Raw genomic sequence first — 26441 nt, 5'->3', positions numbered from 1 at the left:
CTTTTCTCCGATTTGGAAGATTGGAGGAAGGAAGTTTCTGTCATTCCGCGTTCTTTAAAAAGAACGTTTCATTGACTTGTCATAAAGGCTCGCCGAGACTGCAGCCATGTCAGCATTTGCCCTTCTGCCTCAAACAGCGCCCTTTGGAGACGACGACCGGCTCAGCCTCGATCGTGTCCTGAGTGCAGCCTCTCCTATCCAGCGTGCGTGGCTCGCCGGCTTTCTCGCTGGGGTCGATGCGGGCCAGGTGCCCCTCCCCCGTGTGGATGCACCCGCCCGCCCGGCAGAGCCCCTCACGATCCTCTTCGCGAGCGAGTCCGGCAATGCGGAGCGGCTGGCCCAGGACGTCGCGAAGCTTGCCCGGAAGGGTGGCTTTAAGCCCAAGATCATTGATTTTGCGGATCTTGATGTCGCCGATCTACCAAAGCAGAGCCGCCTCGTGGTGATTGCTGCCACGTGGGGCGAAGGCGAGCCGCCGGCGCGGGCGACCCGGGCCTATGCGGAGCTCATGGGAGGATCGGCGCCGCGCCTCGAAGGCACGAGCTTCGCCGTCCTGGCATTGGGCGATACCGCCTATGCCGACTTCTGTGGCGTCGGCAAAGCCATCGATGCACGGCTCGCCGACCTAGGAGCGGTGCGTGCGGTCGACAGGATCGATTGCGACCTCGATTTCGACGCTCCCGCCGCGGCCTGGATCAGGAGCACGCTCGAGGCGTTTGCCCCGGCTCAGGAGAGTTTGGGCAATGTGGTGTCGGTCGATTTCAGCTCCCGTGCCGGCACCGAGATCAGCCGCGACCCGGTGGCCGCCGAGATCATCGAGCACGTCAACCTGAACTCCTCGCGCTCCGACAAGGAGACCGTTCATCTGGCGCTTGGCTTCGATGGCGCCGCTCCGGCCTATGAACCCGGCGACTCGCTCGAACTCTTTCCTGAGAACGACCCGGTCCTCGTCGATGCCGTCCTTACGGCGACGGGACTGCCTGCGGACGATACCTTGCGTACCGCGCTGATAGCTGAGCGGGACATCACAACCCTCTCGGTCAAGACACTTGAGACCTTTGCCGCTGAGACAGGGCATGCGGAGGTGCGCCGGCTCCTGGACGAGGGGCAGGCCCGCTCCTGGATCGAAGGTCGCCAGCTGATCGATCTCGTCGAAGCCTTCCCCGCATCGTTGACCGGCCAGCAGCTGACAGCTCTCACCCGCCCTCTTCCGCCGCGGGCCTATTCCATCGCCTCCTCCCGCAAGGAGGTCGGCGACGAGGCGCATCTTCTAATCGCGGCCGTTCGCTATGAGACGCATGGCCGGGCCCGTGGTGGTGTCGCCTCGACCTTTGTGGCCGACCGGCTCAAGACCGGCGCGACCGCCCGTATTCGCCTGAAGCCCAACAAGCATTTCCGCCTGCCCGATCCCTCCACCGACATTATCATGATTGGCCCGGGGACCGGCATTGCACCCTTCCGCGCCTTCGCGCAGGAACGGCGCGCCATTGGCGCCAGCGGAAAGTCCTGGCTGTTCTTCGGTGACCGGCACTACACGCACGACTTCCTCTATCAGCTGGAATGGCAGGATGCCCTGAAGGACGGATCGCTGACAAAGATCGATCTCGCCTTCTCGCGCGACACACCGCAAAAAGTCTATGTTCAGCATCGTCTCTGGGACCGCCGCCGCGACGTCGTCGACTGGTTGGAGAATGGCGCTCAGCTCTATGTCTGCGGCGACGCCAAGGCTATGGCGAAGGACGTGCGTGCAGCGCTGATCGCCGCCTATGCGGACGTGAAGGCCCTTTCTCCCGAGGCTGCCGAGCTCGCCGTGACAGACCTTGAGCGCGGCCGCCGCTATCACCAAGACGTTTATTGAGAAGCATCAACGATGTCCAAGGAACTCTCGCGCAACGAGCGCATCAAAGAGGCGAGCGGTTATCTCCGCGGCACGCTCGCGGAAGGCCTCACCGACATCGTGACCGGTGCGATTACCGAGGACGACCAGCAACTGGTCAAGTTCCACGGCATGTATCTGCAGGACGACCGGGATTTGCGAGCCGAGCGCACGAAGAAGAAGCTTGAAAAGGCCTATTCCTTCATGATCCGCCTGCGCATTCCCGGCGGCGTCTGCACGCCGGCCCAGTGGCTCCAGCTCGACCAGATCGCCCGGGAATACGCCAATGGAACGCTGCGCCTGACGACCCGGCAGACCTTCCAGTTCCATGGGGTGATCAAGTCGAACCTGAAGGCGACGATGAAGGCCATCGACACGGCGCTTCTCGACACCCTGGCCGCCTGCGGCGACGTCAACCGCAATGTGCTGGCCTCCACCAATCCGCATCAATCCCGCGCCCACAAAGCGGCTCTTGATCTCGCCCGGTCGATTTCCGAGCATCTCCTGCCGCAAACCCCGGCCTATCGCGAGATCTGGCTCGACGGGGAGAAGGTCGTCGGCGGAGAGGAGGTCATCGAGCCCGTCTATGGCCGGACCTACCTGCCACGCAAGTTCAAGACGGTGGTGGCGGTCCCTCCGTCGAATGAGGTCGACATCTTCGCCCACGACCTCGGCTTCATCGCGATCCTCGACAAGAAGGGAGATGTCAAAGGCTGGAACGTGACGGTTGGCGGCGGCATGGGCATGACCCATGGCGAGGAGGACACTTATCCCCGCACGGCCGACGTAATGGGTTTCTGCCGGCCTGAGGATGCCCTTGCCGTAGCAGAGGCTGTGGTGACGGTACAGCGCGACTGGGGTGATCGCACACTCCGCAAGCACGCCCGTCTCAAATACACCATTGAGGATCGCGGCCTTGAGGCATTCCGCGCCGAGGTCGAGCGGCGCATCGGCAAAGCGTTGGGCGAGCCGCGGCCGTTCCGCTTCGATGCGAATGGTGACCGATACGGATGGGTCGAAGGCGAGGATGGCCGCTCCCATCTGACGCTCTTCATCGAGAATGGCCGCCTGCGCGACATCCCGGACGGCCCTTCCCTCATGACCGGATTCCGCCGGATTGCGGAGGTTCACGATGGGGAATTCCGCCTAACCGCGAACCAGAACGTCATCGTGGCCAATGTGTCGCCTGAGAAACGTCCGGAGATCGAAGCGCTCGTGGCGGAATATGGCCTGACGAGCCACGCGACCGCGCTGCGCCGCAATGCCATGGCCTGCGTGGCCCTGCCGACCTGCGGCCTGGCGCTGGCCGAAAGCGAGCGCTATCTGCCGTCGCTCGTGACCGCTCTCGAAGAGCGCCTCAACCTTCGGGGTCTAGCAGAGGATGAGATCACGATCCGTATGACCGGCTGCCCCAATGGTTGCGCCCGCCCGTACATCGCCGAGATCGGCCTCGTGGGCAAAGGCCCTGGACGGTACAATCTGTATCTCGGCGCCGGGTTCGATGGCTCTCGGCTCTCCAAGCTCTATGCCGCCGACCTGCAGCACGATGAGATTGTCGCAGCTCTCGATCCGCTCTTTGCGGCTTATGCTGATAGTCGCAAGCCCGCCGAGAGGTTCGGGGACTTCGTCATCCGCTCAGGGCTTATCGCCGCCACGGCCAATGGGCCGGACTTTCACGCCAATACAGGCCCTCTTGCCAAGGCGGCGGAATGAACGCGTCCCTACGGCCCGAGGATCGACGCCCTGCCCGCCTTGGCGCCCTCCCAAAGCTGCCGGTCTTCTTTGACCTCGCAGGACGCTCGATCCTTGTCGTGGGCGGATCTGACGGGATTGCCTGGAAAGTTGAACTTCTCGCATCCGCCGGCGGCACCGTTAGAATCCTTGCGAAGGATCCCTCGCCTGAACTGCTCGCGCTCGTGCGGAACGACCCGGAGCGCCTCACTCTGACCCGGCGGGGTTGGTGCGGAGCCGATCTCCAAGGTGTCTCGGTCGCGGTGGCCGATATCGACAATCAGCAGGAGGCTCAACTCTTTGCCGACATAGCCCGTCGGCGTGGGGCCCTCGTCAACGTTGTCGATCAGCCTGCCTTCTGCGATTTCCAGTTTGGCACCATCGTCAACCGGGCACCGGTGATTGTGTCCATATCAACCGACGGAGCTGCTCCGATCCTAGGCCAGGCGATCCGCCGCCGGATCGAAGCCGTCCTGCCGTCCTCTCTCGGCGTGTGGGCGCAGGCTGCAAAAGACTTCCGAGATAACCTGCGAGACCTTGTGCCCACAAGACAGGGCCGGCGCCGGTTCTGGGAACAGTTCGTCGATGCCGCATTCGCGAGCAGAACCCATGAGCGCGACTTGAACGCCACTCTGGATCAATTCGCACACAAGGTTCGTGGAGAAGCTTTAGCGAGACGGGCGCTTGGCGAGGTCGTCATAGTCGGCGCCGGTCCCGGCGATCCCGAGCTTGTGACTCTGAAGGCAATGCGCGAGCTTCAGGCGGCTGATGTGATTGTCTACGATCGCCTCGTCACGCCCGCCATTCTTGAACTGGCCCGCCGGGAGGCCCGCCGGATCCACGTCGGCAAGGAAGGCCATGGCGCATCCTGCCGCCAGGAAGACATCAATGCACTGATTGTCGATCTGGCGCTTGCTGGCCAACGTGTCGTTCGTCTTAAAGGCGGCGATCCTGCCATCTTCGGCCGCACTGGCGAGGAGGTTGCAGCCTGCCGTGAAGCCGGCGTTCCGGTCCGCATCGTTCCTGGCATCACGACCGCGAGTGCCGCGGCCGCCTCGCTCAATACGTCATTGACCCACCGCGATCATGCTCAAAGGGTTCAGTTCATCACGGCTCATGACCGCCACGGCGACCTTCCCGAGAACTTGAACATTGGCGCTTTAGCCGATCCACAGGCCACAACAGTAATCTATATGGGCCGGCGCACGGCAGCCAAGCTGGCGATGCGCCTGATCGAGAGCGGTCTTCCTCCCGATACGCCCGTTGTCGCTATCAGCAATGTTTCGAGAGACGATCAGCAGAGCTCGCACACAACCATCAAGAACGTCGCCCACGGAGCGTTGTTGCCTGAAGTCGGGCCATTGATCATCGCCATCGGGGCCTCCGTTAGCGCTGCAAACGAATCTCCGATCCAACAGGACGGCGCATTCAATGTTCCCAATGAGGAACGGCAGTTAGTGGCAGAGAACCAACAGGCCGTCTCTGCTCTGCTGGATCACTAAGAAGCATTGATGTTGCCGTCACAACGGCCTTGCCGCTGCAGGTGCTGAGATCTGGTCAAAGTAAGCAATTCTTGCGGCTATGGCAGCTCCAACCACAAGCCAGAAAAGAACGGTGCCCAAAGGCATTTTGCGGGAGGGACGCGAGTTGGAACGTGCCATGTTATCTGAAAATCAGTGAGTTCTACACTCTGGCCATTATAGACGAGAGCATGAGCCCTTACAGCGATTTCATGCCTCTGAACGAGGTTTGAAAAAATTGTTCTTTGGTCGATCAATGCGCAGGATGAACATCCTTTATTTGGTTGCCGGCAGAGTTGAAAATTCTCTCACGGGTGAATGCGGTGCTTGCGAAAATGCTTCGCTCAAAAGCAATGTGGCCGAGACGGTACACAACTCCATCTGAATCGAGTTCGGGCTGTTAGCGAGAAATGCAGGACGCCACAGCGCGTTGCTGACAATGAGAAAGCCCGCGCTTGCGGCGCGTGGAAGGATTGGCCTGTGGCAGCAATCTGGATGAGGGAAATCCTTGAATGGAGTCTGAGGTGACAAGCCTCCCTCAAAACGGCCTAACAGTCCTCGAAGCTGGGCCGCATTCCCGCCAAGGTTGACCTTAGGTTAGCAGGTTCCCGTAGGGGCAAATACGGGCCGGGGGCCGCGTCTTGGTTCGTTATAAGGACCAGGCGCGGCCTTTTCTATTAAACGACACGGGAATGCCAACTCGCGGAAGACGTCGATGGAGGGTTTTGACAGATAGACCAGCACCCATGAGCTGATCGTGATCTCATACAAGTCGATAACCGTTGATGACTTGTCTGGGTTTGTTGCTGATCCGGATGACAAAATGCTCTGTCCCTTGGTCGAGACACTGATCGAGATCAGACAGGGGATTTGCATTGATGATGTGAACGACGGCCTCCGGAGGCATGAGGAAATCTGACGCAACCATTGTTACCAGTGCCCTCAGTTCGACTTGCACATCCGCCCATGAGGCTTAATCGCAGCTTTCCGAAGGGGACCCTCTCCATGGCTGCTTGACAAAGTCTCATGCTCCCCAGGATTGACGCTGAGCAGACTCTGTTTGCCTGACATCCTTGCTCACTTTTCAGGAATGGGAGAGCAGGTAGAAGAATCCTTCTCCAAAACGCTCTCGTAATGTCTCGCGAGCAATCCGATGAATGATTGCTGACAGCAGCATGCATCTTGGGCATGTCTGCCTCAATTTTAGCATCACTGCTCATTTGTGCGTCGCACAGATATGTATGTTGCGCCGCACAGGCAGAAACAACAGCCGCCAGCCCACACGTTATCGAACCGACAGGAGTTCAAGATGTTCGTATCCCAGATCCTTGCCCAGATCCGTTCTTACTTACGTAATCGCGAGACCGCCAACGAGCTGTCCAGGCTCTCCGATCGTGAACTCAATGACCTCGGCATCAGGCGCTTCGAGATTGACAGCATCGCTCGAGGGCGTGGTCACGGGAACCAAGGCCGAGCCTCAAAGGGGTTGTGAGCCGCTCCTATTGATATTGCAGCCGTTGTGAGCCGCCTGTGTCCTGAACAGGCGGCCCGTCCTGCGGGAAAAGGCACTGAGGTTGATGTGGTGTCAACAGCGGCATGCATGGAAGGAAAACGTCGTACAGAGCCAGGAGACTGAAACCTCCGCATCTTCGCTCGCGTCGTCTCATCACCTGATATGCATTTTCGGCCCGATGGTTCTTATACAGTCCTGCCCATGGCGCACTGACAAGCGCAGCGCTCGCGTCGGGCCGCTTCGGTGGACAGCAGCTTGTTCGTCACGAGCACGCTCGGAGCAAGCCCTTGCCTCTTGAGTAGCTTGCACATGAACTTCAGGGCAGCACCCTTGTCGCGGCCCGGTTGGATGAGTGCGTCCAAGACCTCGCCCTCCCGATCGACGGCTCGCCACAGCTATTTGGATCGGCGCTGGATCAAGACAGCCATCCAATGCCTGACAGAATCCTCACGACGTGGCGTCCTTCCCTTAGAATTGAGCCGCGATTCAACGACCATTCCGCCCCGAGCCAGCGTGATATAAAACAGCGTCCTGAAGGGGCGCTGTTGGGAACGCAAGACAGGCCGTTCCTCGGACATGGCGGACAGGCATCCCGGAAGTAGCAGGGATTCGCATGGTTGTTTCAGGGTAGGCCTGCCGTTCGCTACGCTATCTGTTGTACCCGTGAGCGGATGAATCCTGCGGTTCCTCCGAGAACCACCCAGAAGACGAAGCTGATCACGGAAACCATCACACCGAAATCATGGGCCAACGCCGCGGGGATGGGGCTCTCAAAGCTGTCGGGCTTTGGTGCACCGATCAGATGCGGTGCAACGATGAGTGCAAGGCCCAGGATGGCGAGCGGCACGGACCGCTTGAACACCAGCAAGGCAAGACCGAGCCCTGTTGCCAATGCGGTCGCGACCCACCAGATCTGGCGCTGGTCCAGTTCCGCAGCTGGCATGGCCGGCAATTCAGGCGGGAGGCCGAGGCCAGGCGCCAAGGTGAACACAGCGAACCCAGCCAGGCCCCAGACCACTCCCTGGCGCCAACCAGTCATTCCACCCCTGAGCTCGGCTGCGGCGACAAGCAAGAGGGCGAAGCCAATAGCCGTAACCACGTTGGCGAGAGCGGTGTAGGCCGAGCGCTCAAAGCCATTCGCCGGAGCCCATTGGTCCTCGTCATGCGAATGAGGAGCCCCCGCATTCGGCACTGCGGCATGCTCATGGGGCAGCTCCGCGTTCTCGAAGGTTTCGGCTTTCAAGATCAGTGGGATTGTGCCGGCAAATTGCATGACAGTCATCACAAGGCCTGCCATGAGCCCGGCGAGAGCGGCGATGAAGACGATATTGCGAAAGACGGCCATCGCTCTTGCCCCTCAGTGGCAGGGGAATGCAAGCGAGTGGCGCACATCATGCGATGCGTTGTGGATGGCCTCGATATGCGAGAAGCCGGCGGTCCCGAGGACAAAAAGGCCGAGGAAAGCTGCAAGACCGATTTGGACCAGCCGGGAAGCCGATGTAACCGATGCTTGGATTGGGAGCGAAGTCTGTTGAGTATTCATGGTTCATCCTTTGTCCTCCACCCGAGGACTTTGAGAGGTTTTTCGATGCCGTCAGGTCTCCTGGCTCACGGATCAGCGCGTTTCCTCTTGCCTTCCCGGGAAACCCAGTGGCGCGGCGAGGAACACTCTCCGTCTACAGTTGCGGAGGCAGCCGCGGCATTGGGTGAAAGACAGCCCGCACCGCATTCCCATACTTGTCCCCGAAGGGCTCCGACACCTTAGCTATAACCCTATTTGTCCAAATCACCAATGCAAAGACAGCGACGGACATGGCCGCAAGCCCTCACAATGGGCCGGCAGCCTCCCCCAGAGCTCGTCTGATGTCACGGCTTGTCAGATGGAAGTTCTCCGTGCTCGATACGCCTGCCCTTTGGATCTTCGCTTGGGCGGCCCGTTCAAAGACATCCTCATGCGACCGAAAAAAGGCCTCGCAGCTTTCCCGCAAAGTCTCCTGACTCAAGGAGCGGAACGCCAGCCTGTGGACGAAGCAGCCGCCCTGGTGCCCTTTCGGCTTGAACACCAGAGCATCAATATCTTGCCGCCATGTCGGATCGTCAGAACGCATTTTTGCGAAGGCTGGGCGCACATGCCCATCGCGGACGCGCGATCATGCTTTGCCGTTCTCCTGCTTCAAGAGGTATATGTCCATGATCCAGCCCTTTTCCGCGCCGAGCGATTGACAGATGAGCATAATCACGACACTCGCGGTATCCCGGTGTGACCCTGGGCGAGCATCCGCACCGTGGTGATATGAACAGCCTCGTCGATGCTGTTCAAGCGAATATTGTCGACGGGCCAACGCCTGAACGGTGCTGATCGCGGAGATCACCTGATCATCGAATGCGACGGGTGTCCAAGCTAGGGCGTGCTGCAGGATCCTGATCATGCTGTCGTAGAGAGCCGGATCTCCTCACACGAGGAACGCTCCGCATTCGTTCGGCTCGAGTTTGTCACGGATCAGTCCCTCGAACATCGTTGCCCTAGCGCGATGCCACTCATCGACCCTGCGCTTGTAATCGACTGCCTGACCGTCGCGCTCAGAATTGCCGGCCCGGACGATGCGATAGGCCGGATCCTCGATAAAGCGGCGAATTTCGTTGCGGACATCGATCAGTGCGTTGGTGGCAGGTCTCTTGTCGATCACAAAGAAGGCGTCGGCCTCATTGGGGACCTTGATCGTCTGAATGGTCCTATGGTCGCGATTTTGCGAGCCAACGCCGATCACATAGATCTTTTTCATCAAAAGCGCGTTTCACGATAAGGGCTCACGGCCATTTTTGTCTTGGTCCGCAAAATCGACAATCGCTTTCTCAAGCCGCACCCAGGCCAAATCGGATCCATGCAACCCGAGACGCGGCAGGTTGGGATGCCCTCTGAATCGCCGCGTCCAAATGCGGGAGCATGAGGATCTGTGAGACGTTCCCCCGGGAGGGCCGCGATTGTCTTGCCCTGAGTGGGTGATACGAGTGTGATATTAATTCAGGGTGGGCAAGCACTTCGACCACCTCAAGCCACGTAGCAGTCCGGATGACCTGCTCCTCGGTATTCTGATCGATGCATCTCCCACTTGCGCCCGTCTGCGTATGTCGTTAAGTCTCGACATATGGAATCAGACAGCGTCATCCTTGCCCTTGCGGCCTTGGCCCAGCCGACACGCCTCGACGTGTTCCGTCTCTTAGTGAAGCATGAGCCGGACGGGCTGCCGGCGGGCGACATCGCAAGGTATCTCGCCGTCCCCCACAACACGATGTCCTCGCACCTGGGCATCCTTGCCCGTGCGGGACTGGTCCGCTCGGAGCGCCGGAGCCGCTCGATCATCTACCGCGCTGACCTCGATCGCCTGCGCGAGACGGTGACCTTCCTGCTCAAGGACTGCTGCGGCGGGCGCACAGGCCTGTGCGCCCCGCTGATCGATGCCCTTGCACGCTGCTGCCCAGCGAATGAGGTCGCCGCAGGGTGACGTCTCCCGTTGCCCCTGCTCCCCAACGGTTTCCGCCCCGACCCGAGGTCATTGCCATGGACGTGATCATCTACCACAACCCGGACTGCGGCACGTCCCGCAACACGCTGGCCATGATCCGCAACGCCGGGATCGAGCCGCACATCATCGAGTACCTCAAGACCCCGCCAACGCGACGCCTGCTGCGCCAGCTCATCGAGCGCATGGGCGTGAGCATGCGGGATGTCCTCCGCGAGAAGGGCACGCCGTACCACGAGCTCGGGCTCGACAACCTTGATCTGACTGATGACCAGCTTCTCGACACCATGATGGCGCACCCGATCCTGATCAACCGCCCGATCGTCGTCACGCCCACGGGCGTGCGCCTGTGCCGTCCGTCCGAGGCCGTGCTCGACCTCCTGCCGCCGCAGCTCGGCGAGTTCGTCAAGGAGGATGGGGAACGGGTCATCGACGAGCACGGTCGCCGCGTGGCCACCGCCTGAAGGAATTTCCGATGTCCATCTTCGAACGCTACCTGACCCTCTGGGTCGCGCTCTGCATCGTGGCTGGCATCGCCCTCGGTCACCTCTTCCCCGAGCTCTTCCAGGCCGTCGGCACCCTGGAGATCGCCAAGGTCAACCTGCCGGTTGCGGCTCTGATCTGGCTCATGATCATCCCGATGCTGATCAAGATCGACTTCGCCTCTCTGGGGCGGGTGCGCGAGCACTGGCGCGGCATCGGCGTGACGCTCTTCATCAACTGGGCGGTGAAGCCGTTCTCGATGGCGGCACTCGGCTGGCTCTTCATCGGCTACGTGTTCAAGCCCTACCTGCCCGCCGACCAGATCCACTCCTACATCGCCGGCCTGATCATCCTGGCAGCAGCCCCCTGCACGGCCATGGTGTTCGTGTGGAGCCACCTGACCAAGGGCGAGCCCCACTTCACGTTGAGCCAGGTTGCCCTCAACGACGTGATCATGGTCATCGCCTTCGCGCCCATCGTCGGCCTGCTGCTCGGCCTGTCCGCGATCACCGTGCCGTGGGACACGCTCCTGCTCTCGGTCGTGCTCTACATCGTCATTCCGGTGATCCTGGCACAGTTTCTGCGGGGACACCTTCGCGCACAGGGCGGCGAGGCAGCCCTCACCAGGCTGTTGCGAATCCTCCAGCCGATTTCGCTGGTATCCCTGCTCGCGACCTTGGTGCTGCTGTTCGGCTTCCAGGGCGAGCAAATCCTGGCCCAGCCTCTGGTCATTGCCATGCTGGCGGTGCCGATCCTGATCCAGGTCTACTTCAACTCCGGACTGGCCTACCTGCTCAACCGGATCGCCGGGGAGCAGCACTGCGTCGCCGGCCCCTCGGCTCTGATCGGTGCATCGAACTTCTTCGAGCTCGCAGTGGCCGCCGCCATCAGCCTGTTCGGCTTCAACTCCGGGGCGGCGCTGGCGACCGTCGTCGGCGTGCTGATCGAGGTGCCCGTGATGCTGTCCGTCGTGTGGATCGTGAACCACAGCCAGGGCTGGTATGAGCGCGGCGCCAAGCGGTCAGCTCCCTCGATACGGAGGGTTCCAGCCGGTGAGTGATCTTCCTAACATCGACTTCTCCGTCCTGGATGTTCCGGACCACAGCAAGCTGGCGCCACGGCGTATGTCCACGCGCCCTGCTGCTCTACGGGCCCTGAGGGAATGCTCCTATAACCCCTTCCTGACATTCGAGGCCGAATGGCTCCTCAGGGATTTCGGGGCCGATACCTGCGTTTTCGATGCGCACGGCCTGCAGCTGCCGGACGCTACCGCCAGTGACCACTCCAAGGTGCAGGAATTGCGGGAGCTGTCGGGGATGTCGGGTAACTTTTGATGGGGAGCCGCGGCTTAGAAACCGCTGCATGACCAAACCTCTCAGCTACAAACGCCGTCGGTTATCACCCCAGATTATCGCCCATGCAGTCCGGCTTTACCTCAGATTCCCGCTGAGCCTGCGATTGGTTGAGGAGATTTTGCTCGATCGCAGCATCGTCGCATCCTCTGAAACGATCCGCCGCTGGTGCAACGAATTCGGTCCGGAGTACGCCCGCGGCCTTCGTCGCAAACAGCCATGGTCGACTGACATCTGGCACCTCGATGAGGTGGTCATCAGCATCTCTGGCAATAAAGCACTGGTTGTGGCGGACTGTTGAGCAGGACGGCTTTTCTTGCAGGTTGCGACTATCAAACACGCCTGGTTCAGGCTAAGCACGCCTCAGCTCCAGCAATTCCCCTCTCGATCCGATAGTTTCCGATGAGCAAAGTGCTTCGGTATCTCTCTTGGGCCAAGCGCCTTATTCCGGATCTGTCTCATATCAGTCGTCTGGAGCAGCTTCGCGTTTGCGCTGGAATCTTAACGGGCATTATGACGGTCGGATTCGTCGGAGCAGGCTTTCTCGACTCTCCTGGGAATCTGCCTCTCCTGAGTGCGCCTTTGGGAGCTTCCGCCATCATTCTATTTGCTCTGCCGGCGAGCCCGTTGGCACAACCATGGTCCATTCTCGGCGGGAACGTGGTGTCGGCGGCCATCGGTGTGACATGCGCCAAATGCCTGGGAGAGCCGCTCATGGCGGCCGCGCTCGCGGGGACGGCCTCGGTGGCCGTGATGTTCGTTCTCCGGTGCCTGCACCCTCCAGGCGGAGCTCTGGCCCTCATGGCTGTTCTTGGTGGACCGGCGATCAAGGCTGCCGGGTATGGGTTTGTCCTTTGGCCTGTCGCGCCCGCATCATTGATCCTGCTGGTGATGGGAGTTCTGTTCAACAATTTAACCGGTCGACGCTATCCGCATCTGACTGACCAAGCCCACCTCGACCAATCATTACAAAACGACGGACCCTGCACCCTTGCAGCGGGCCGGGTTCAGGAGTGACGATCTGGATGCGATCCTGCGCGAAAGCGATGAAGTCGTTGACGTGAGTCGCGACAGCCTTGATGCCTTGTTCAGGAAGGTCGAAGTGCAGGCGTATCATCGCCGATTTGGGCGAGTCGTGTGCGCAGATATCATGTCCCGCGACATTGTATCCGTTACAACTGACACTCCACTGCGTGTGGCGTGGGGGCTTCTTCGTCAGCACAGTATGAAAGCCTTGCCGGTTGTCTCCGACAATCACCACGTTGTTGGGATAATCACCCAAGCCGATCTCATCAAGCATAGTGACTGGGATGCCAATCGAGGCCTTCGGATCGGCATTCGTCAAATGGCCCGTCGGGTGATCCGGATCGAACGCGGGCAAACAGGTTCAGTGGGGCAGGTCATGACGGTTCCCGTCCAAACGGTCCGGCAAGATGTGGCTGTCGCCCAACTCGTTCCACTGATGGCCGACGCCGGGTTGGAGCAAATTCCAATTGTGAATGACGATGACCAGCTCGTTGGCATCGTTACGCAGTCAGATCTGATCGCGGGACTGTTCCGATCTCAGTTGGCAACGGCATCGGGATCACCCGAGCGTGCACGAGCGACCTTGTCTGTTGTCAAGTAACCACGGCTTATTGGTGATGTTCTTGGATCCGCCCGCACTCGTGGACTGAAGCAGGGTGCCTGTTTTGCCTGCCCTAGGCCAGACCGGAGAGGACATTGGCGCTCTCAGCATGGCAAGCCGAGTCCAGATCGTGTGGGAGGCCCGCAAGCGGCATTGGTGCGGGCTCGGTCGCCCGGCCCGGGCGGGGTTTCTCTCCCCTGGTTCCGGGCGACTAACCCGTTAGGCTTAAGGATCCCCAAGGTCGGTCAGGACTGGCACCCGCTTCGCGGGAGCTCTTGTGTTGCCGCCAGAGAAACTTGACGCCATGATGCTCACCTCGGCTCCATGCCACACGAGCATCAACACGCAGGTTGAGGCTCGGGATCTCCAACACGAACTCCCTTGGTAGAGCGACAGCCGTTGGCAACCTGATCCGAACACCGCCTGCGGATATGTTTTCGACAGTACAGGTCACGCTCGGCGATTGGTTTGGAAGCACAATATTGGCACTGAAATCTGACAAGCGTCTGCGATGCCAGCGGCGTTCATCCTCTCTCATCATTGCGCTCTAACGCCTCCAGGTGAGTCGGTGCCTGACAACTGCCGATCCATGGGAGCGATGAGGACCGCGAACAGAATGGCGCCGCTGGAGATCCCTGCTGTCAGTACGTCAACGATACGCCTGTAGAAGTTCTCAGGAATGTCCGACGAGATGGCGTGACGAATGTGGTGGAACGTGGCAGCAGCCAAGCGGATCAAGGTGCCATGATTAGCGCACCGTGAGAAACTCCAATTCTGCCACGGTCCCGATTCCGTTTTCATGCGGTCCGCCGTCCCCGAAGTTCACTGTCCTTCGCGTCTCCGAAGGCCGGAGTGGAAGACCGATTCAGATGGGCCTTGAGAACGTTCGAGGGAATGAATGCGATGGCCCGGCGTGGATCAATCGGGACCTCGACCCCCGTTTTTGGGTTCCGCCCCACCCGCCCTGCCTTGTCACGCACATGGAAGGTGCCGAACCCCGACAGTTTCACACTCGCACCTGTGGCAAGAGTATCGCAAATCTCTCCGACAACCTGTGAGACCATCTCCGCGGCCTCAGTTCGCGAGAGATCGACCTTTTGACAAATGGCCTCAACAAGGTCTGTCCGGGTCACGGTCTTAGGCGCCATTACCACAGTCTCGTCCGGTCAAAGAAATGGGCTGCCGTTGCCAGCAGCCCCAAGTTGGGGAGGAAACCCTCTTCTCAGAGGAGCGACACCGCATCTGCGTAAAGGGGGATGCGGGTCGCGAACGCTCCTTATCGCCAGACGCTTTCGTTTGAAATCCCATGTCGGCAATGTAATCGATTACGAAATTATATTTTTTCAAGTGGAAATAATTTGTGACGGGGAAGACACAGAGTGCAGGCGTCTTCTGCAGCCTTCATGGTTATTCTCGCCTGCTGAATCTTGCCCTCTGCTCTTACACCTGAGTGGGACGCCATCTTGCGAAAGGTCAGTCGCATCATCCTCCCGCACCGCCTTCTTCCACGGGCAGAGCGAGCCCGCTCAATTCTGCTCTGTTGCGAATGGCTCATCCCTTCGTTTGCGACAATCGACCCAAAAAGCACAAGCTGACTGTCTCTGACCCGGGAATAGCAAAACGATCTCCGTCGAAGGATTAATTTAGAAGATCTAACTCTTGTAGCCGGCCTCATTGCGGCGCTAAAAGGTTGCTGTGACTGCGGGCCTTTTCTTGGTTCGTCTGGAGCATGTGTGCGGCATCGATGTCGACGCTCCTTCTGAAACTGGGCTCGATTCGTGCAGCGCGGAATGGACCATGATTGCTCGCTGAAGCGATGACGCTGCGGTGCAGGCGGCCCAGTGCATCGACGGCCTTCATGAAGGATCACGCCGTGAGGAAAGTTGTTGCTGCCAAGCTGCACGGCATCCATGTGACCGAGGCCAACTTGAACTATCACGGCTCGATCACCCTGGATCCGGAGCACTGTGAAGAGGCGGGAATTGTCCCCCTCGAGTTCGTGGAGATCTGGAACAAGAACTCCGGCGCCCGGATCTCGACGTACGTGATTTTGGGCGAGCGCGGATCCCGCTGCTGCATCTTGAACGGCGCGGCGGCACGAACTTGCCAACCTGGGGATCCAGTGATCATCTGCAACTCGATCTATATTCCAGAGGGGCAAATCACCGCGATGAATCCGAGGATTTTGACCTTCGACCGCGACAATCATGTCATTGGACGTCTGAGCTATCAGGTCCGGGTCGATGCAGCAGGACGCTATCAGTTTTCGATTCTCAATGAGGTTGGCGTCAGGCAGCCGATCCCCCTTTTCACAGGAATTGGGTGATCTCGCCCTCGTCGCTCATGAGCGGATGACCCATGATTGAAGGAGCAGATCGGCTCGTGCACCCCACCCCTCACCTCCTCTTCGACCGGGTGACCTACTCTCACGGGGAGCACGTTGTTTTCGACGGCTTCTCACTCTTGCTGCAAGAGCGGCGTGTTGGCCTTATCGGATCCAACGGTTCGGGCAAGAGCTCGCTGTTGCGACTGGCCCACGGTTTGGCTCTGCCGGTGAGCGGAAGCGTGACGACACTTGGCCTGAGCACAGCCAGCCACCGGAAGCAGATCCCGTCGCGTGTTGGCTTTCTGTTTCAGAATCCTGACCGCCAGATCATCTTTCCAACGGTCGGCGAGGAGATTGCCTTCGGCTTTCAGGAGCGAGGGGACACACGCCGTGAAGCCATGCGTCAGGCGCTGGTTTGGCTCGGCCGGTTCGGTAAAGCAGACTGGTCTGAGCGAGTGGCTCACGATCTGTCAGAGGGGCAGAAGCAGCTGGTCTGCCTGATTGCTGTCCTCGCGCTCGAGCCGAGGCTCATTTTGCTCGATGAGCCCTTCGCCAGCCTGGATCTTGCCACCCGGCTCGCCTTTGCGGATCAACTGCAGGCTCTCGCGCAGCCGATGGTCATGGCCAGCCATGATCTCGACTTCCTGGCACCATTCGATCGCATCGTGTGGTTGGAGCAAGGGAGGGTTCGCGCCGATGGACCTGCTCGGGACGTCCTGGAGGCCTACAGAGCTGAGGCGCATCGGGGGATGAGGGAAGTCGCATGATCGCGGGATACCTCGCCCGTCCCACCTGGCTGCACCGTGTTCCGGCGGGCCCAAAACTTGGAGCCGTCACGGTCTTGAGCCTTCTCGTGCTGCCGGTGACGGACTGGCGGGTGCTCGGCATGGGACTGGTCCTGGTGCTGGTGATCTACGCCAGCCTTGGGCGAGAGGCCCTGCGCCGCCTGGCCTTGCTCAAGCCCTTGATGCCGCTTCTCGTTGCGATCGCGCTGCTGCAGGGCTGGTTGGAGACGTGGCCTGCGGCCGTGGCCTCGTTCATGCGCATTCTCCTGATGGTGCTGGCGGCAAGCCTCGTGACCTTCACCACGACCATGCAGAGCATGATCGACGCCCTGACTCCGGTTCTGGCCCCGCTCAGACGGCTGGGCCTCAACCCCCGTGTGCCCGCACTCGCGATCGCCCTGGTGCTCCGCTTCGTGCCGGTTCTGCTGTCCGCGTGGCAGCAACGCGAGGAGGCCTGGCGCGCCCGCACCGGCCGCCGCGCCTCGCTCAGGCTCATCCCCTCCTTCGTCGCCGAGGCGCTTCGCATGGCCGACCAGGTGGCCGAAGCGCTCGACGCGCGCGGCTTCAACACCCGTCCATCCACTCACCACTCTCCAGGAGACAAGCCATGACCACCCGCGAGTTCGTTCGCGTTGCGCTGTTTGCGGCGATCATTGCTGCCCTCGGGCTTCTGCCCAAGATCGACCTGCCCTTTGCGGCTGGCGTCCCTGTGACCGCCCAAACCCTCGGCGTGATGCTGGCGGGAGTTCTTCTCGGCCCGCGTTCAGGGGCCGCAGCCGTTGTGCTCTTCATCGTGGTCGTGGCGCTTGGGGCTCCGCTCCTGGCCGGCGGGCGCGGGGGGCTCGGGGTCTTCTTTGGCCCGACGGTCGGCTTCCTGCTCGGCTGGGTTCCGGGCGTGATGGTGACCGGGCTGGTCTTCCATGCACTGCCCAAGTTGCCCGTTGGCCTCTCGGCCGCCGCAGCGTCGATCCTGGGCGGGATCGGCGTCATCTATGCCTGCGGCATTGCAGGTCTTGCCCTGATGACCGGAATGCCGCTGGCGAAGGCGGCCCTGGCCAGCCTCACCTTCCTGCCCGGCGACCTTCTGAAGGCGATTGCCACGGGCGCGGTTGTGGCGGCTATGCCGGCCTCCATACGCCTGAGAGCCTCCGTCCCGCAGCCATGAACGTGACCGCGGCTCTTGCGGAGCACGCCCGGACAGCCCCGGATCGGCTTGCGCTCATCGTCGAGGATGAGACGCTGACCTACGCGCAGCTGGAGGACTGTGTCTCCCGCCTCGCCGCATCGCTGGCCCAGGAGCCTGCGGGCGGCATTGCCCTTCATCTGCCCAATGGTCTGCCGCTGGCATTGCTGAGTCTGGCTGCGGCCCGGGCGGGTCGTGAAGCCCAGATCCTGGATCCGGATTGGCCTGCTGAGTTGACGCAGCGGGTTCTCACCGGACTGCGCCCTGCCCGCGTGTTCACCGCCAGCCCAGATGTCATGGGCGATCAGGCTGTTCTCATTGAACCATCCGCGTCGGCCCAATCTCTTGCCGGATCCCTCACACCCCCTCGACCCGGAGCGGTCCCAGAAACCGATCCCGGCACCGCCTTCTATGTCGGCTTTACGTCCGGATCGACCGGGGAGCCCAAAGGGTACCGCCGCTCGCATCGCTCCTGGTTGGAGAGCTTCAAGGGCGATGCCATCGAGTTCGGTCTTGGCCCCACCGATGTTGTCCTCGCCCCCGGAACGCTCACCCACTCGCTGTTTCTCTATGCCTTCATGAACGGTCTGCATGCCGGGGCAACGGTTATTCTGAGCCGTCGTTTCAGGCCGACGCAGGTGCTGCATCTCATCACCCAGTATGGGGCAACGGTGCTCTACGGTGTGCCAACGCAGCTCACCCTGGTGATCGAGGCGGCTGAGGAGGGGCAGCAAGAGCTATTGTCGTCCCTGCGCTGGATCCTGAGCTCGGGCGCCAAGTGGTTCTCCGAGGCCCTGCCGCGCCTTAAAGCCTTTGCTCCCAATGCCCGCTTTGCCGAGTTCTATGGAGCGTCCGAATTGAGCTTCGTGACAGTGGCAAAGGATAGCGAATCTGTGCCTGTGACGTCGGTTGGGCGGGCCTTTCCGGGGGTGACCATCACCATCCGGGATGAGGCTGGGCATGTTCGGCCGGTAGGCCAGCCTGGACGCGTGTTTGTCGAAAGCCCTCTGGTGTTCATGAACTACGCCTATGGCGGGACTGGCGGTTGCTGGCGCGTGGGATCGGCGGTGTCGGTGGGGGATGTCGGCTTTCTTGATGCCGACGGCTTTCTGCATCTGGTCGGCCGCGCCAACCGCATGATCGTCTCGTCCGGCAAGAACATCTACCCGGAGGAGATCGAGCGGGTCTTCGCGCGGCACTCAGGGATTGCCGCGGTTGCGGTGCTCAGCATACCCGATACTCAGCGGGGTGAGCGGATCGTTGCGATGCTGGCTCTGCGCGATCAGACCGTCACCCGGTCCGCTCTCATCGCCCATGGCCGCCAGGCTTTGCCGCTGTTCAAGGTGCCGCGGGTCTATGGGGTCGTCACCGACTGGCCGCTGACGCGCTCGGGCAAGACGGATCTGGAAGCCTTGCGCGAGGCCTGGCGCCAGGGCAGTTACAAGGCTCTGCAATGAACCGCGTGTTCCTGATTGCGGCCCGGCGCATTGCCGTCATCCCGCGTGGTGGCGCCTTTGCCGGTTTTGAGGCGCACGAACTGGCCGCAGGACCCATCCGCGCAGTGCTCGATGATGTCGGCGTCTCGCCCGCACAGGTTGATGAGGTCATTCTCGGCAACGCTCTGTATGGCGGCGGAAACCCGGCCCGCCTTGCCGCACTAGCAGTTGGCTTTCCCGAGACCATCCCTGCCATGACGCTGGACACCCAATGCTGCGCCGGCTTGGACGCGATCCTGCCGGCGGTGACCCGTGTTCGCGCGGGCGAGGCAAACCTCATTGTAGCGGGCGGCGTGGAGAGTTACAGCCGCGCGCCCATGCGGATCAGGCCTCCCAAGGAACCTCAAGACAAGCCCAGACCGTATGACCGGCCTCCCTTCACGCCGTGGCCTGATCAGGATCCGGACATGCTCCCGGCGGCGGCCGCCTTGGCAGAAGAACTCGCGATCCGGCGTACTGATCAGGAAGCGTTCGCCGTGACAAGCCACGCTAAAGCCTTGAGCGTGCGACACGTGGACGAGATTGTGCCGCTCGGGGGTGTCACGCGGGATGCCTTCCCACGCCAGCTGGCACCGGCTCTCTGTCGTCGGCTGCCAGTGCTGGCCGGTGACACGGTGCATGGAGTGACGGCCGCGACGGTGGCCGTCGAGGCCGACAGCGCCGCCATTGTTCTTGTGGCCTCCGCGTCCATCGCTCAACACGTGGATCGCACGGTTTTGGAAGTGCTCGGGGGAGCCAGGGTGGGCGGTGATCCAGTCCGGCCCGGCCTTGCGCTGATCCCGGCAGTCCGCAGGTTGCTTGCCCGCCAGGAGGTGACGGCATCTGAGCTGTCGTGCGTGGAGATCATGGAGGCTTTCGCCGTGCAGGCGATGGCCGGGATCGCAGCCTTGGGCCTCAACCCAGCTCTCGTCAACCGGGGTGGCGGCGCTCTCGCGCGAGGGCATCCGATCGGAGCTTCCGGCGCTATCCTAGCTGTCAGATTATGGCACGAAATGGTGCGTATACGACGTAGTGGCTTTGGGCTGGCCGCGATTGCGGCTGCCGGAGGACTGGGAAGCGCCCTTCTCCTCCGCTCTTCCGGAGATCGTCATGGGTGAGCCCTTGCGCGTCAAGCAGGCGTCTGATCTCGGCCAGTTCCTGCATCAGCCACTCGGTCCGACAGCATGGCGCCAGGTGGGACAGGACACCATCAATGCCTTCGCGGCGCTGACCAACGATCCGCAATGGATTCATGTTGATCCGTCTCGCGCCGCGCATGAATTGTCCGGCAGGCGAACGATCGTCCCGGGTCAGCTGCTCCTCGCCCTCCTGCCTTCTTTAATCCGGGAGACCTATCTCGTCGCGCAAGCCCAGAGCGGCTGGCTTGCAGCGCTGCGGTATGTGCGATTCCGGCACGCCATCGAATGCGACACGCCGTTCCAATTGTGCGGACGTCTTCTCGACGTGAGCCAGCGAGGGTCAACAACGTTTGTTGAGATGCAATGCGAGTTGGTTCTGCCCGATCAAACTGTTGCCTTGGAGGCCAACCGTGTCGACGCATTCCGGAGCTGAAAGGCTTCAGTCAACAAACCGCTCAAACACGCTGCGTACAAACCTCATCAATATCGCCCATTGCGATGAGCGCAAGCTTTTGATGTCCCTGATCCCTGAGAAGGCTCGCTGCCCGCCACGCTCGTAGGCCGCTGCGGCAGCAGAGCACGATCCGGCTCGATCCTGCGACATCCCGGCTCAATTCAACGATCGTGTCAGTGGTCACGCGGTGAGCCTGCGGAAACGGAGAGACCGCCACCTCATCCATGCTTCTGAGCTCAAAGACAATATCGTCGGCGTTGACATCCGATAGCGCAATGAACGGCGGCGCGAAACCAGCCGCCTCCGGCGCATCCAGGAAGGAAAACCCGCCAAACTCCAGTTTCTGCAGATCAACCGAAACCAGCTGCCCGAGCGGCGATGGATCCAAGCCAAGAATCAGGGCTAACACCATCTGCGCCTGCAACCCGCCAAGCACACCGACGACCGAGCCCAGGACGCCCAGCGTGGCGCAACTCCCTAGGTTCTGAGGAATATCCGGAAACACGGATCGGTAGCTCGGAGCACCGGCACAGAAGGCGCCGACATAGCCCTTCAAGCCCACACAGGACGCACTGATCAAAGGCTTGCCCGCTGCCTTGCAGATGTCGCTCAGATTGTACGTGACCGCAATGCTATCAGCGGCATCCACGACGACATCGGCGCCCCTCACAAGATCCTTCGCCGCGGCCGAATCGAGATAGAGGGCAAGCGCGTCAACAACCACGGACGGATTGAGGACTTCGAGAGCCTTGCGAGCAGCCTCGACTTTTAGCTGGCCTACGTCGGTCGTGCGATAGAGCGGCTGCCGGTGGAGGTTGCTCTCGTCAACGCGGTCATGATCGACGATCGTGATATGCCCGACTCCGGCCCCCGCGAGATATTGCAGGACGGGACAACCCAGACCGCCGGCCCCGACGACCAGAACCGAGGATGAAGCAAGCTTGGCTTGGCCAGCCTCACCCACCGCCGGGAGGACGATCTGTCGTGCGTAGCGTGTGATCATACGATTGCTCTCGTTGCTGCGATCCAGCGGCGGGTTTGATGCTCAGGGTCCGGGTGCCGGAGAATGTCCGTCACCACCGCCGCACTGTCGGCGCCCGCAGCCAGCACCCCTGGGATGCGGTCGATGGTCAGACCACCGATGGCAACGAGTGGGATCTCGCCAATGAGCTGCTTCCACTCCGTGATGCGGCTCAAGCCTTGGGGATTCCAGGGCATCTGCTTCAGGACGGTCGGATAGATCGGTCCCAGAGCCACGTAGTCCGGCGCAACGGAGAGTGCCTGATCGAGTTCGGTGTGATCATGCGTACTGACACCCAGCCGGATCCCGGCCGCTCGAATGGCCGCCAGATCCGCGCCCGCGAGGTCTTCCTGCCCGAGGTGAACGAAGGTGCAGCCCTCCGCAATGGCGAGCCGCCAGTAATCGTTGACAACGAGGTGAGCACCATAATGTTCGCAGCAGATCTTCGCCTCTCGAATCTGACGTGCGATCGCCGCATCGGACTCGCCCTTGATGCGAAGTTGAATGAGTTTCACGCCGAGCGGTACCAGGCGCCGCACCCAAGCCGCGCTGTCGACAATGAGATAGAAGGGATCGAGCACGAGCGTCATGTCAGCATCGCCCTGCCCAGAACCGGGGTCGACGGGCTCGCCATCTCCCGCGGCTCCATCGGAATGGCGTGCCGTGCCAGCCGGCCAGCCTCAACCGCCAGGGCGAAAGCCTTGGCCATCCCGACTGGATCACCGGCCCTGGCAACCGCGGTGTTCAGAAGAACCGCGTCGAACCCAAGCTCCATGGCGGCAGCCGCGTGTGAGGGCAGGCCAATCCCGGCGTCGACCACAAGCGGCACGTCGGGAAAGTGGGCCCGGAGCATCTTCAACCCGAAGACGTTATTGAGACCTCTGCCTGAGCCAATCGGTGCGCCCCAAGGCATCAGAACCCGACATCCCGCCGCGAGCAGGCGTTCGGCCACAACGAGATCCTCCGTCGTATACGGAAAGACCTGGAAGCCCTCTTCGGTCAGAATTCGCGCAGCGTCGACCAGGCCGAAGACGTCCGGCTGGAGCGTGTCCTCCTCCCCGATCACCTCGAGTTTGATCCACGGCGTTCCGAAGACCTCCCGGGCCATGTGGGCCGTCGTGACCGCTTCCTTGACCGTGCGGCACCCAGCCGTATTGGGCAGAACGCGCGTGCCGAGATCGCGGATGATCGACCAGAAGGCCTGTCCGGCCTGGCTGCCGCTCGCCTCGCGCCGGAGCGAGACGGTCACCACCTGCGCACCCGAGGCTTGGACCGCCGCTGCCAGGATGGCAGGTGATGGATATTGCGCGGTTCCCAGCATCAAGGGTGACGCAAGCTCGACATCGTAAAACAGCATGACCTACCCTCCTTGCATCGGCGCGAGAACCTCGAGACGATCGCCGTCGTTCAGCTCGATGGCCGATCGCTGGGAAGCGGGAACGAACCGTTCATTGACGGCCGTGGCCACAACGGCATCGCCGAAGTTGAGCTCACACAGAGTGCGCGACAAGATCCGCTCCTCAATTTCACGCTCCTCACCGTTCAGAATAATCTTCATGCCTTGTCTCTCAGTTGTGGAAGACGACATCAGCGACCCGGGCCGCAAAGGCGGGGGCGAGCAAAAATCCGTGACGGTACAGGCCGTTGAAGGAGATCGTTCGGCCGCAGTCCCGGATCGCAGGCAGGTTGTCAGGAAAGGCGGGCCTGACATCAGCTCCAAACTCGATAATCTCGGCCTCGCCGAAAGCCGGGTGAACAGAATACGCTCCATTGAGGAGCTCAACCACTGAGCGCACTGTCACGCGACCTCGATCCGAACTCTCGATCATCGTCGCTCCAATCATGAAGAGCCCGTTCCCGCGCGGCACGATGTAGAGGGGGATGCGCGGATGAAGCAGGCGAACAGGGCGTTGGAGAAAGACGTCCCGGGTTCTGACAAGCAGCATCTCACCCTTGACGCCGCGCAAGTCTGGAAGATCCTCCCGTGCGGCAAAGCCGCGACAGTCGATGATGCGATCTACATCTCTGTCGCTGACGGTGGCCTCGGCGCCAAATCGCAGAGGGACACCAAGCTCTGTGAGACGCGCGGCGAGTGCCGTCAGTGCGCTGCGGGGGTCGAGGTGTGCTTCGTCCGCGAAGAACAGGCCTTTGTGGAACCGTTCTTGAAGATCAGGCTCGAGGTCAGCAATCTGATCACCGTCAACCCAGTCAAAGCATTCCGTTCTGCGAGCAAAGTGAGTGAGTTCGCCCACGTCGCGTGGCTGTGCGACCACCAACGTACCCTTGCGCGTGGTCCCGGGGAAGCGCCGCAGCCACCAATCGATTGCATAACGGCCCAGTTCCGCCACGACCGGATCTGCGCTCGCGCGTTCACACCAGGGCGCGAGCATACCGCCCGCACACCAGGAGCAAGCGGCTGCACCGAGGTGCGGGCCACGGTCAAGAACCTCGACCATGGCGCCCCGCTCGGCCAATTCGACTGCCGCTGTCAGGCCGGCCACTCCGGCGCCAATGACACGGATGTGCATGCCGCTACTCCGAAGCCGAGACGTAGAGTCTGCCGCCGCCGTCCAGGAACTCGCGGCTCTTGGCGCGCATGCCGGCCAATTGCTCCTGAACCTCGGGGCTCATCGCCGCCACCTCAGCCCGCAGGTCCTGTGTGATCTTCATCGAGCAGAATTTTGGGCCGCACATCGAGCAAAAGTGCGCCACCTTGTGCGCGTCCTTCGGCAAGGTCTCGTCATGATAAGCGCGGGCTGTATCGGGATCGAGGGAGAGATTGAACTGGTCCTCCCAGCGGAAATCGAAGCGGGCCCGGGACAGGGCATCGTCCCGCACCTGTGCCGCCGGATGCCCCTTCGCGAGGTCGGCTGCGTGAGCTGCGATCTTGTAGGTGATGACTCCGGTCTTCACGTCGTCCCGGTTGGGAAGGCCCAGATGCTCTTTCGGCGTTACATAGCAAAGCATCGCCGTGCCGAACCAGCCGATCATGGCTGCACCGATTCCGGATGTAATATGATCGTATCCAGGCGCGACGTCCGTGGTAAGCGGGCCGAGGGTGTAGAAGGGCGCCTCTCCGCACGCGCGGAGTTGCTTGTCCATGTTCAGCTTGATCTTGTGCATCGGCACATGACCGGGGCCCTCGATCATGACCTGGCACCCCTTGTTCCAGGCGACCTTTGTCAACTCTCCCAGGGTTTCGAGTTCGGCGAACTGCGCCGCATCATTCGCATCGGCAATGGAGCCCGGGCGCAGCCCGTCACCCAATGAGAAGGAGACGTCGTAAGCCCGCATGATGTCGCAGATCTCGTCGAAGCGCTCATAGAGGAAGCTCTCCTTATGGTGCGCCAGGCACCAACGGGCCATGATCGAGCCGCCGCGGGAGACAATGCCCGTGACCCGATCGGCCGTGAGCGGGACATAAGGCAGCCGTACGCCTGCGTGGATGGTGAAGTAGTCGACACCCTGCTCAGCCTGCTCGACGAGCGTGTCCTTGAACACCTCCCAATCGAGCTTCACCGGATCCCCGCCCACCTTCTCCAGCGCCTGATAGATCGGCACCGTGCCAATCGGCACCGGCGAATTACGCAGAATCCAGGAGCGGATGTTGTGGATGTTGCGGCCGGTGGAGAGATCCATCACCGTGTCGGCGCCCCAACGGATGGCCCAGGCGAGCTTTTCCACTTCGTCTGCCGCTGTCGAGACGACCGCCGAGTTGCCGATATTGGCGTTGACCTTGACCAGGAAGTTGCGCCCGATCACCATCGGCTCCAGTTCCGGATGGTTGATGTTGGCCGGAATGATGGCGCGCCCACGGGCCACCTCCTGGCGCACGAACTCCGGTGTGATGAAAGCCGGGGTCGAGGCCCCGAAGCTCTCGCCGTCGGCGATCGTTGCCTCGGCTTCCGCCAGCATCGCCTCGCGGCACAGGTTCTCGCGATGGGCGACGTAGATCATTTCCTCCGTAACGACCCCGGCGCGGGCGAACTCATATTGCGTCACCATCTGACTGCGCACCGCGCGGAGCACGATGCGCTCGGCTGGGCATGGCGCCACAAGCGCGTCAGCTGAGACATTTCCGTTGTCCTCGGGCTTCACAGGCCGCGCCTCGACCGCCGCATAGTTCCGCGCTGCAATCCAGGGCTCGCGCACAAGTGGAAGCCCCTTGCCAAGATCGATGGTTGCAGCCGCCTCGGTGTAAGGGCCTGAGGGGTCGTAAACGCGGACGGGTGCCTCATTGGGATCCGTCAGGACAATCTCGCGGAAAGGCACCCGGATATCGGGTCTGCTATCAGGTGCCGCATAGGCCTTGCGCGAGCCCTGAATGGGACCGGTGGTGACGGATTGGGGAGCACCCTTAGGCGCATCGACATGAACAGTCACTGGATCTCTCCTCTTTGACAAAGGGAGATCCGGGCAAGCGAGCTGAGGGATC

General features: G+C 61.4%; 31 protein-coding genes, 1 pseudogene and 1 riboswitch. Of the genes and pseudogenes, 19 read left to right on the top strand and 13 right to left on the bottom strand.

Annotated elements, in window-relative coordinates; translation table 11 throughout:
- Positions 1-106 precede the first annotated feature (106 nt).
- From ACD578_RS27320 to ACD578_RS27305, 4 genes are all read left to right on the top strand, one after another.
- Positions 107-1858: a sulfite reductase flavoprotein subunit alpha gene (locus tag ACD578_RS27320; protein ID WP_404295089.1), complete on the top strand. Its 1752-nt coding sequence runs from the start codon at positions 107-109 to the stop codon at positions 1856-1858.
- A gap of 12 nt (positions 1859-1870) precedes the next feature.
- Complete coding sequence (locus tag ACD578_RS27315) at positions 1871-3589, top strand: NADPH-dependent assimilatory sulfite reductase hemoprotein subunit (RefSeq protein ID WP_404295088.1); 1719 nt, start codon at positions 1871-1873, stop codon at positions 3587-3589.
- Positions 3586-5109, top strand: a complete 1524-nt coding sequence (cysG, locus tag ACD578_RS27310) for a siroheme synthase CysG (RefSeq protein WP_404295086.1) — start codon at positions 3586-3588, stop codon at positions 5107-5109. The genes ACD578_RS27315 and cysG overlap by 4 nt, the downstream gene beginning before the upstream one ends.
- 1255 nt (positions 5110-6364) lie before the next feature.
- A complete protein-coding gene (locus tag ACD578_RS27305) occupies positions 6365-6619 on the top strand; it encodes a DUF1127 domain-containing protein (RefSeq protein WP_404295083.1) in 255 nt (84 codons plus the stop codon).
- A 206-nt stretch (positions 6620-6825) separates the two neighbouring features.
- On the opposite strand, the gene ACD578_RS27300 is transcribed toward ACD578_RS27305, so the two are convergent.
- From ACD578_RS27300 to ACD578_RS27290, 3 genes are all read right to left on the bottom strand, one after another.
- Complete coding sequence (locus ACD578_RS27300; RefSeq protein ID WP_404295459.1) at positions 6826-7035, bottom strand: DDE-type integrase/transposase/recombinase; 210 nt, start codon at positions 7033-7035, stop codon at positions 6826-6828.
- Between the two features lie 248 nt (positions 7036-7283).
- Complete coding sequence (locus tag ACD578_RS27295; protein ID WP_404295081.1) at positions 7284-7985, bottom strand: CbtA family protein; 702 nt, start codon at positions 7983-7985, stop codon at positions 7284-7286.
- 12 nt (positions 7986-7997) lie between these two features.
- Complete coding sequence (locus ACD578_RS27290) at positions 7998-8183, bottom strand: CbtB domain-containing protein (protein ID WP_404295078.1); 186 nt, start codon at positions 8181-8183, stop codon at positions 7998-8000.
- A 32-nt stretch (positions 8184-8215) separates the two neighbouring features.
- Positions 8216-8413: riboswitch (cobalamin riboswitch) on the bottom strand.
- Between the two features lie 152 nt (positions 8414-8565).
- On the opposite strand from ACD578_RS27290, the gene ACD578_RS27285 reads away from it, so the two are divergent.
- Entirely contained in the window at positions 8566-8904 is a 339-nt protein-coding gene (locus ACD578_RS27285) for a hypothetical protein (protein ID WP_404295075.1), read from the top strand.
- Positions 8905-9093: 189 nt separating this feature from the next.
- On the opposite strand, the gene ACD578_RS27280 is transcribed toward ACD578_RS27285, so the two are convergent.
- Entirely contained in the window at positions 9094-9423 is a 330-nt protein-coding gene (locus ACD578_RS27280; protein ID WP_404295072.1) for a hypothetical protein, read from the bottom strand.
- Positions 9424-9786: 363 nt separating this feature from the next.
- Between ACD578_RS27280 and ACD578_RS27275 the strand changes: the two genes are divergently transcribed.
- The 7 genes and pseudogenes from ACD578_RS27275 (at position 9787) to ACD578_RS27245 (ending at position 13623) form a co-directional block, all read left to right on the top strand.
- Positions 9787-10143: an ArsR/SmtB family transcription factor gene (locus tag ACD578_RS27275; protein WP_404295070.1), complete on the top strand. Its 357-nt coding sequence runs from the start codon at positions 9787-9789 to the stop codon at positions 10141-10143.
- A gap of 56 nt (positions 10144-10199) precedes the next feature.
- A complete protein-coding gene (gene arsC / locus ACD578_RS27270) occupies positions 10200-10625 on the top strand; it encodes an arsenate reductase (glutaredoxin) (RefSeq protein WP_404295067.1) in 426 nt (141 codons plus the stop codon).
- Positions 10626-10636: 11 nt separating this feature from the next.
- Positions 10637-11704, top strand: a complete 1068-nt coding sequence (arsB, locus tag ACD578_RS27265) for an ACR3 family arsenite efflux transporter (protein WP_404295065.1) — start codon at positions 10637-10639, stop codon at positions 11702-11704.
- Positions 11697-11978, top strand: a complete 282-nt coding sequence (locus ACD578_RS27260) for a hypothetical protein (protein ID WP_404295062.1) — start codon at positions 11697-11699, stop codon at positions 11976-11978. Before arsB ends, ACD578_RS27260 begins: the two co-directional genes overlap by 8 nt.
- A gap of 28 nt (positions 11979-12006) precedes the next feature.
- A pseudogene (locus ACD578_RS27255) lies at positions 12007-12310 on the top strand (IS6 family transposase); the annotation flags it as partial.
- A 313-nt stretch (positions 12311-12623) separates the two neighbouring features.
- A complete protein-coding gene (locus tag ACD578_RS27250; RefSeq protein WP_404295059.1) occupies positions 12624-13013 on the top strand; it encodes an HPP family protein in 390 nt (129 codons plus the stop codon).
- On the top strand, positions 12988-13623 hold the full coding sequence (locus ACD578_RS27245; protein ID WP_404295056.1) for a CBS domain-containing protein: 636 nt from the start codon (positions 12988-12990) through the stop codon (positions 13621-13623). Before ACD578_RS27250 ends, ACD578_RS27245 begins: the two co-directional genes overlap by 26 nt.
- A 211-nt stretch (positions 13624-13834) precedes the next feature.
- Here ACD578_RS27245 and ACD578_RS27240 read toward each other — a convergent pair whose 3' ends face one another.
- From ACD578_RS27240 to ACD578_RS27230, 3 genes are all read right to left on the bottom strand, one after another.
- The gene (locus ACD578_RS27240; protein WP_404295457.1) at positions 13835-14161 is read right to left on the bottom strand and encodes a PilZ domain-containing protein; all 327 of its coding nucleotides are present in this window, start codon (positions 14159-14161) and stop codon (positions 13835-13837) included.
- A gap of 259 nt (positions 14162-14420) precedes the next feature.
- Positions 14421-14771 carry an integration host factor subunit alpha gene (locus ACD578_RS27235; RefSeq protein ID WP_404295053.1) on the bottom strand — a complete coding sequence of 117 codons (351 nt, stop codon included), beginning with the start codon at positions 14769-14771 and terminating at the stop codon, positions 14421-14423.
- A gap of 523 nt (positions 14772-15294) precedes the next feature.
- Positions 15295-15483, bottom strand: coding sequence for a hypothetical protein (locus tag ACD578_RS27230; protein WP_404295050.1), 189 nt, complete (start codon positions 15481-15483; stop codon positions 15295-15297).
- A gap of 13 nt (positions 15484-15496) precedes the next feature.
- Here ACD578_RS27230 and panD point away from each other — a divergent pair, with 13 nt between their 5' ends.
- From panD to ACD578_RS27195, 7 genes are read left to right on the top strand one after another with little or no spacing between them, the layout of a single operon-like run.
- Entirely contained in the window at positions 15497-15949 is a 453-nt protein-coding gene (panD, locus tag ACD578_RS27225) for an aspartate 1-decarboxylase (RefSeq protein WP_404295454.1), read from the top strand.
- Positions 15950-15981: 32 nt separating this feature from the next.
- On the top strand, positions 15982-16716 hold the full coding sequence (locus ACD578_RS27220) for an energy-coupling factor ABC transporter ATP-binding protein (RefSeq protein WP_404295048.1): 735 nt from the start codon (positions 15982-15984) through the stop codon (positions 16714-16716).
- Positions 16713-17345 (top strand): energy-coupling factor transporter transmembrane component T family protein, encoded by a 633-nt coding sequence (locus tag ACD578_RS27215; RefSeq protein ID WP_404295045.1) that lies wholly within the window; start codon positions 16713-16715, stop codon positions 17343-17345. Before ACD578_RS27220 ends, ACD578_RS27215 begins: the two co-directional genes overlap by 4 nt.
- Complete coding sequence (locus tag ACD578_RS27210) at positions 17342-17899, top strand: biotin transporter BioY (RefSeq protein ID WP_404295043.1); 558 nt, start codon at positions 17342-17344, stop codon at positions 17897-17899. The genes ACD578_RS27215 and ACD578_RS27210 overlap by 4 nt, the downstream gene beginning before the upstream one ends.
- Positions 17896-19374 (top strand): AMP-binding protein, encoded by a 1479-nt coding sequence (locus tag ACD578_RS27205; RefSeq protein ID WP_404295040.1) that lies wholly within the window; start codon positions 17896-17898, stop codon positions 19372-19374. The genes ACD578_RS27210 and ACD578_RS27205 overlap by 4 nt, the downstream gene beginning before the upstream one ends.
- A complete protein-coding gene (locus ACD578_RS27200) occupies positions 19371-20510 on the top strand; it encodes a thiolase family protein (RefSeq protein ID WP_404295038.1) in 1140 nt (379 codons plus the stop codon). Before ACD578_RS27205 ends, ACD578_RS27200 begins: the two co-directional genes overlap by 4 nt.
- Positions 20503-20964, top strand: coding sequence for a MaoC/PaaZ C-terminal domain-containing protein (locus ACD578_RS27195; protein ID WP_404295035.1), 462 nt, complete (start codon positions 20503-20505; stop codon positions 20962-20964). The genes ACD578_RS27200 and ACD578_RS27195 overlap by 8 nt, the downstream gene beginning before the upstream one ends.
- A 22-nt stretch (positions 20965-20986) precedes the next feature.
- Here the strand turns inward: ACD578_RS27195 and ACD578_RS27190 are convergent, their stop codons facing one another.
- Genes ACD578_RS27190 through thiC form a run of 6 tightly spaced genes read right to left on the bottom strand, consistent with a single transcriptional unit; the run spans position 20987 to position 26389 of the window.
- Positions 20987-21988 (bottom strand): ThiF family adenylyltransferase, encoded by a 1002-nt coding sequence (locus ACD578_RS27190; RefSeq protein ID WP_404295032.1) that lies wholly within the window; start codon positions 21986-21988, stop codon positions 20987-20989.
- Positions 21985-22596, bottom strand: a complete 612-nt coding sequence (locus tag ACD578_RS27185) for a thiamine phosphate synthase (protein WP_404295029.1) — start codon at positions 22594-22596, stop codon at positions 21985-21987. Before ACD578_RS27185 ends, ACD578_RS27190 begins: the two co-directional genes overlap by 4 nt.
- Entirely contained in the window at positions 22593-23363 is a 771-nt protein-coding gene (locus ACD578_RS27180) for a thiazole synthase (protein WP_404295026.1), read from the bottom strand. Before ACD578_RS27180 ends, ACD578_RS27185 begins: the two co-directional genes overlap by 4 nt.
- A 3-nt stretch (positions 23364-23366) precedes the next feature.
- Positions 23367-23564: a sulfur carrier protein ThiS gene (gene thiS, locus ACD578_RS27175; RefSeq protein ID WP_404295023.1), complete on the bottom strand. Its 198-nt coding sequence runs from the start codon at positions 23562-23564 to the stop codon at positions 23367-23369.
- A 10-nt stretch (positions 23565-23574) separates the two neighbouring features.
- On the bottom strand, positions 23575-24534 hold the full coding sequence (gene thiO / locus ACD578_RS27170; protein WP_404295020.1) for a glycine oxidase ThiO: 960 nt from the start codon (positions 24532-24534) through the stop codon (positions 23575-23577).
- Between the two features lie 4 nt (positions 24535-24538).
- On the bottom strand, positions 24539-26389 hold the full coding sequence (thiC, locus tag ACD578_RS27165) for a phosphomethylpyrimidine synthase ThiC (protein ID WP_404295018.1): 1851 nt from the start codon (positions 26387-26389) through the stop codon (positions 24539-24541).
- Between the last annotated feature and the right edge of the window lie 52 nt (positions 26390-26441).

It is taken from the genome of Microvirga sp. RSM25, from assembly GCF_044784385.1.
Lineage (GTDB): Bacteria > Pseudomonadota > Alphaproteobacteria > Rhizobiales > Beijerinckiaceae > Microvirga > Microvirga tunisiensis.
This window is presented reverse-complemented; position numbering and strand designations above follow the sequence as displayed.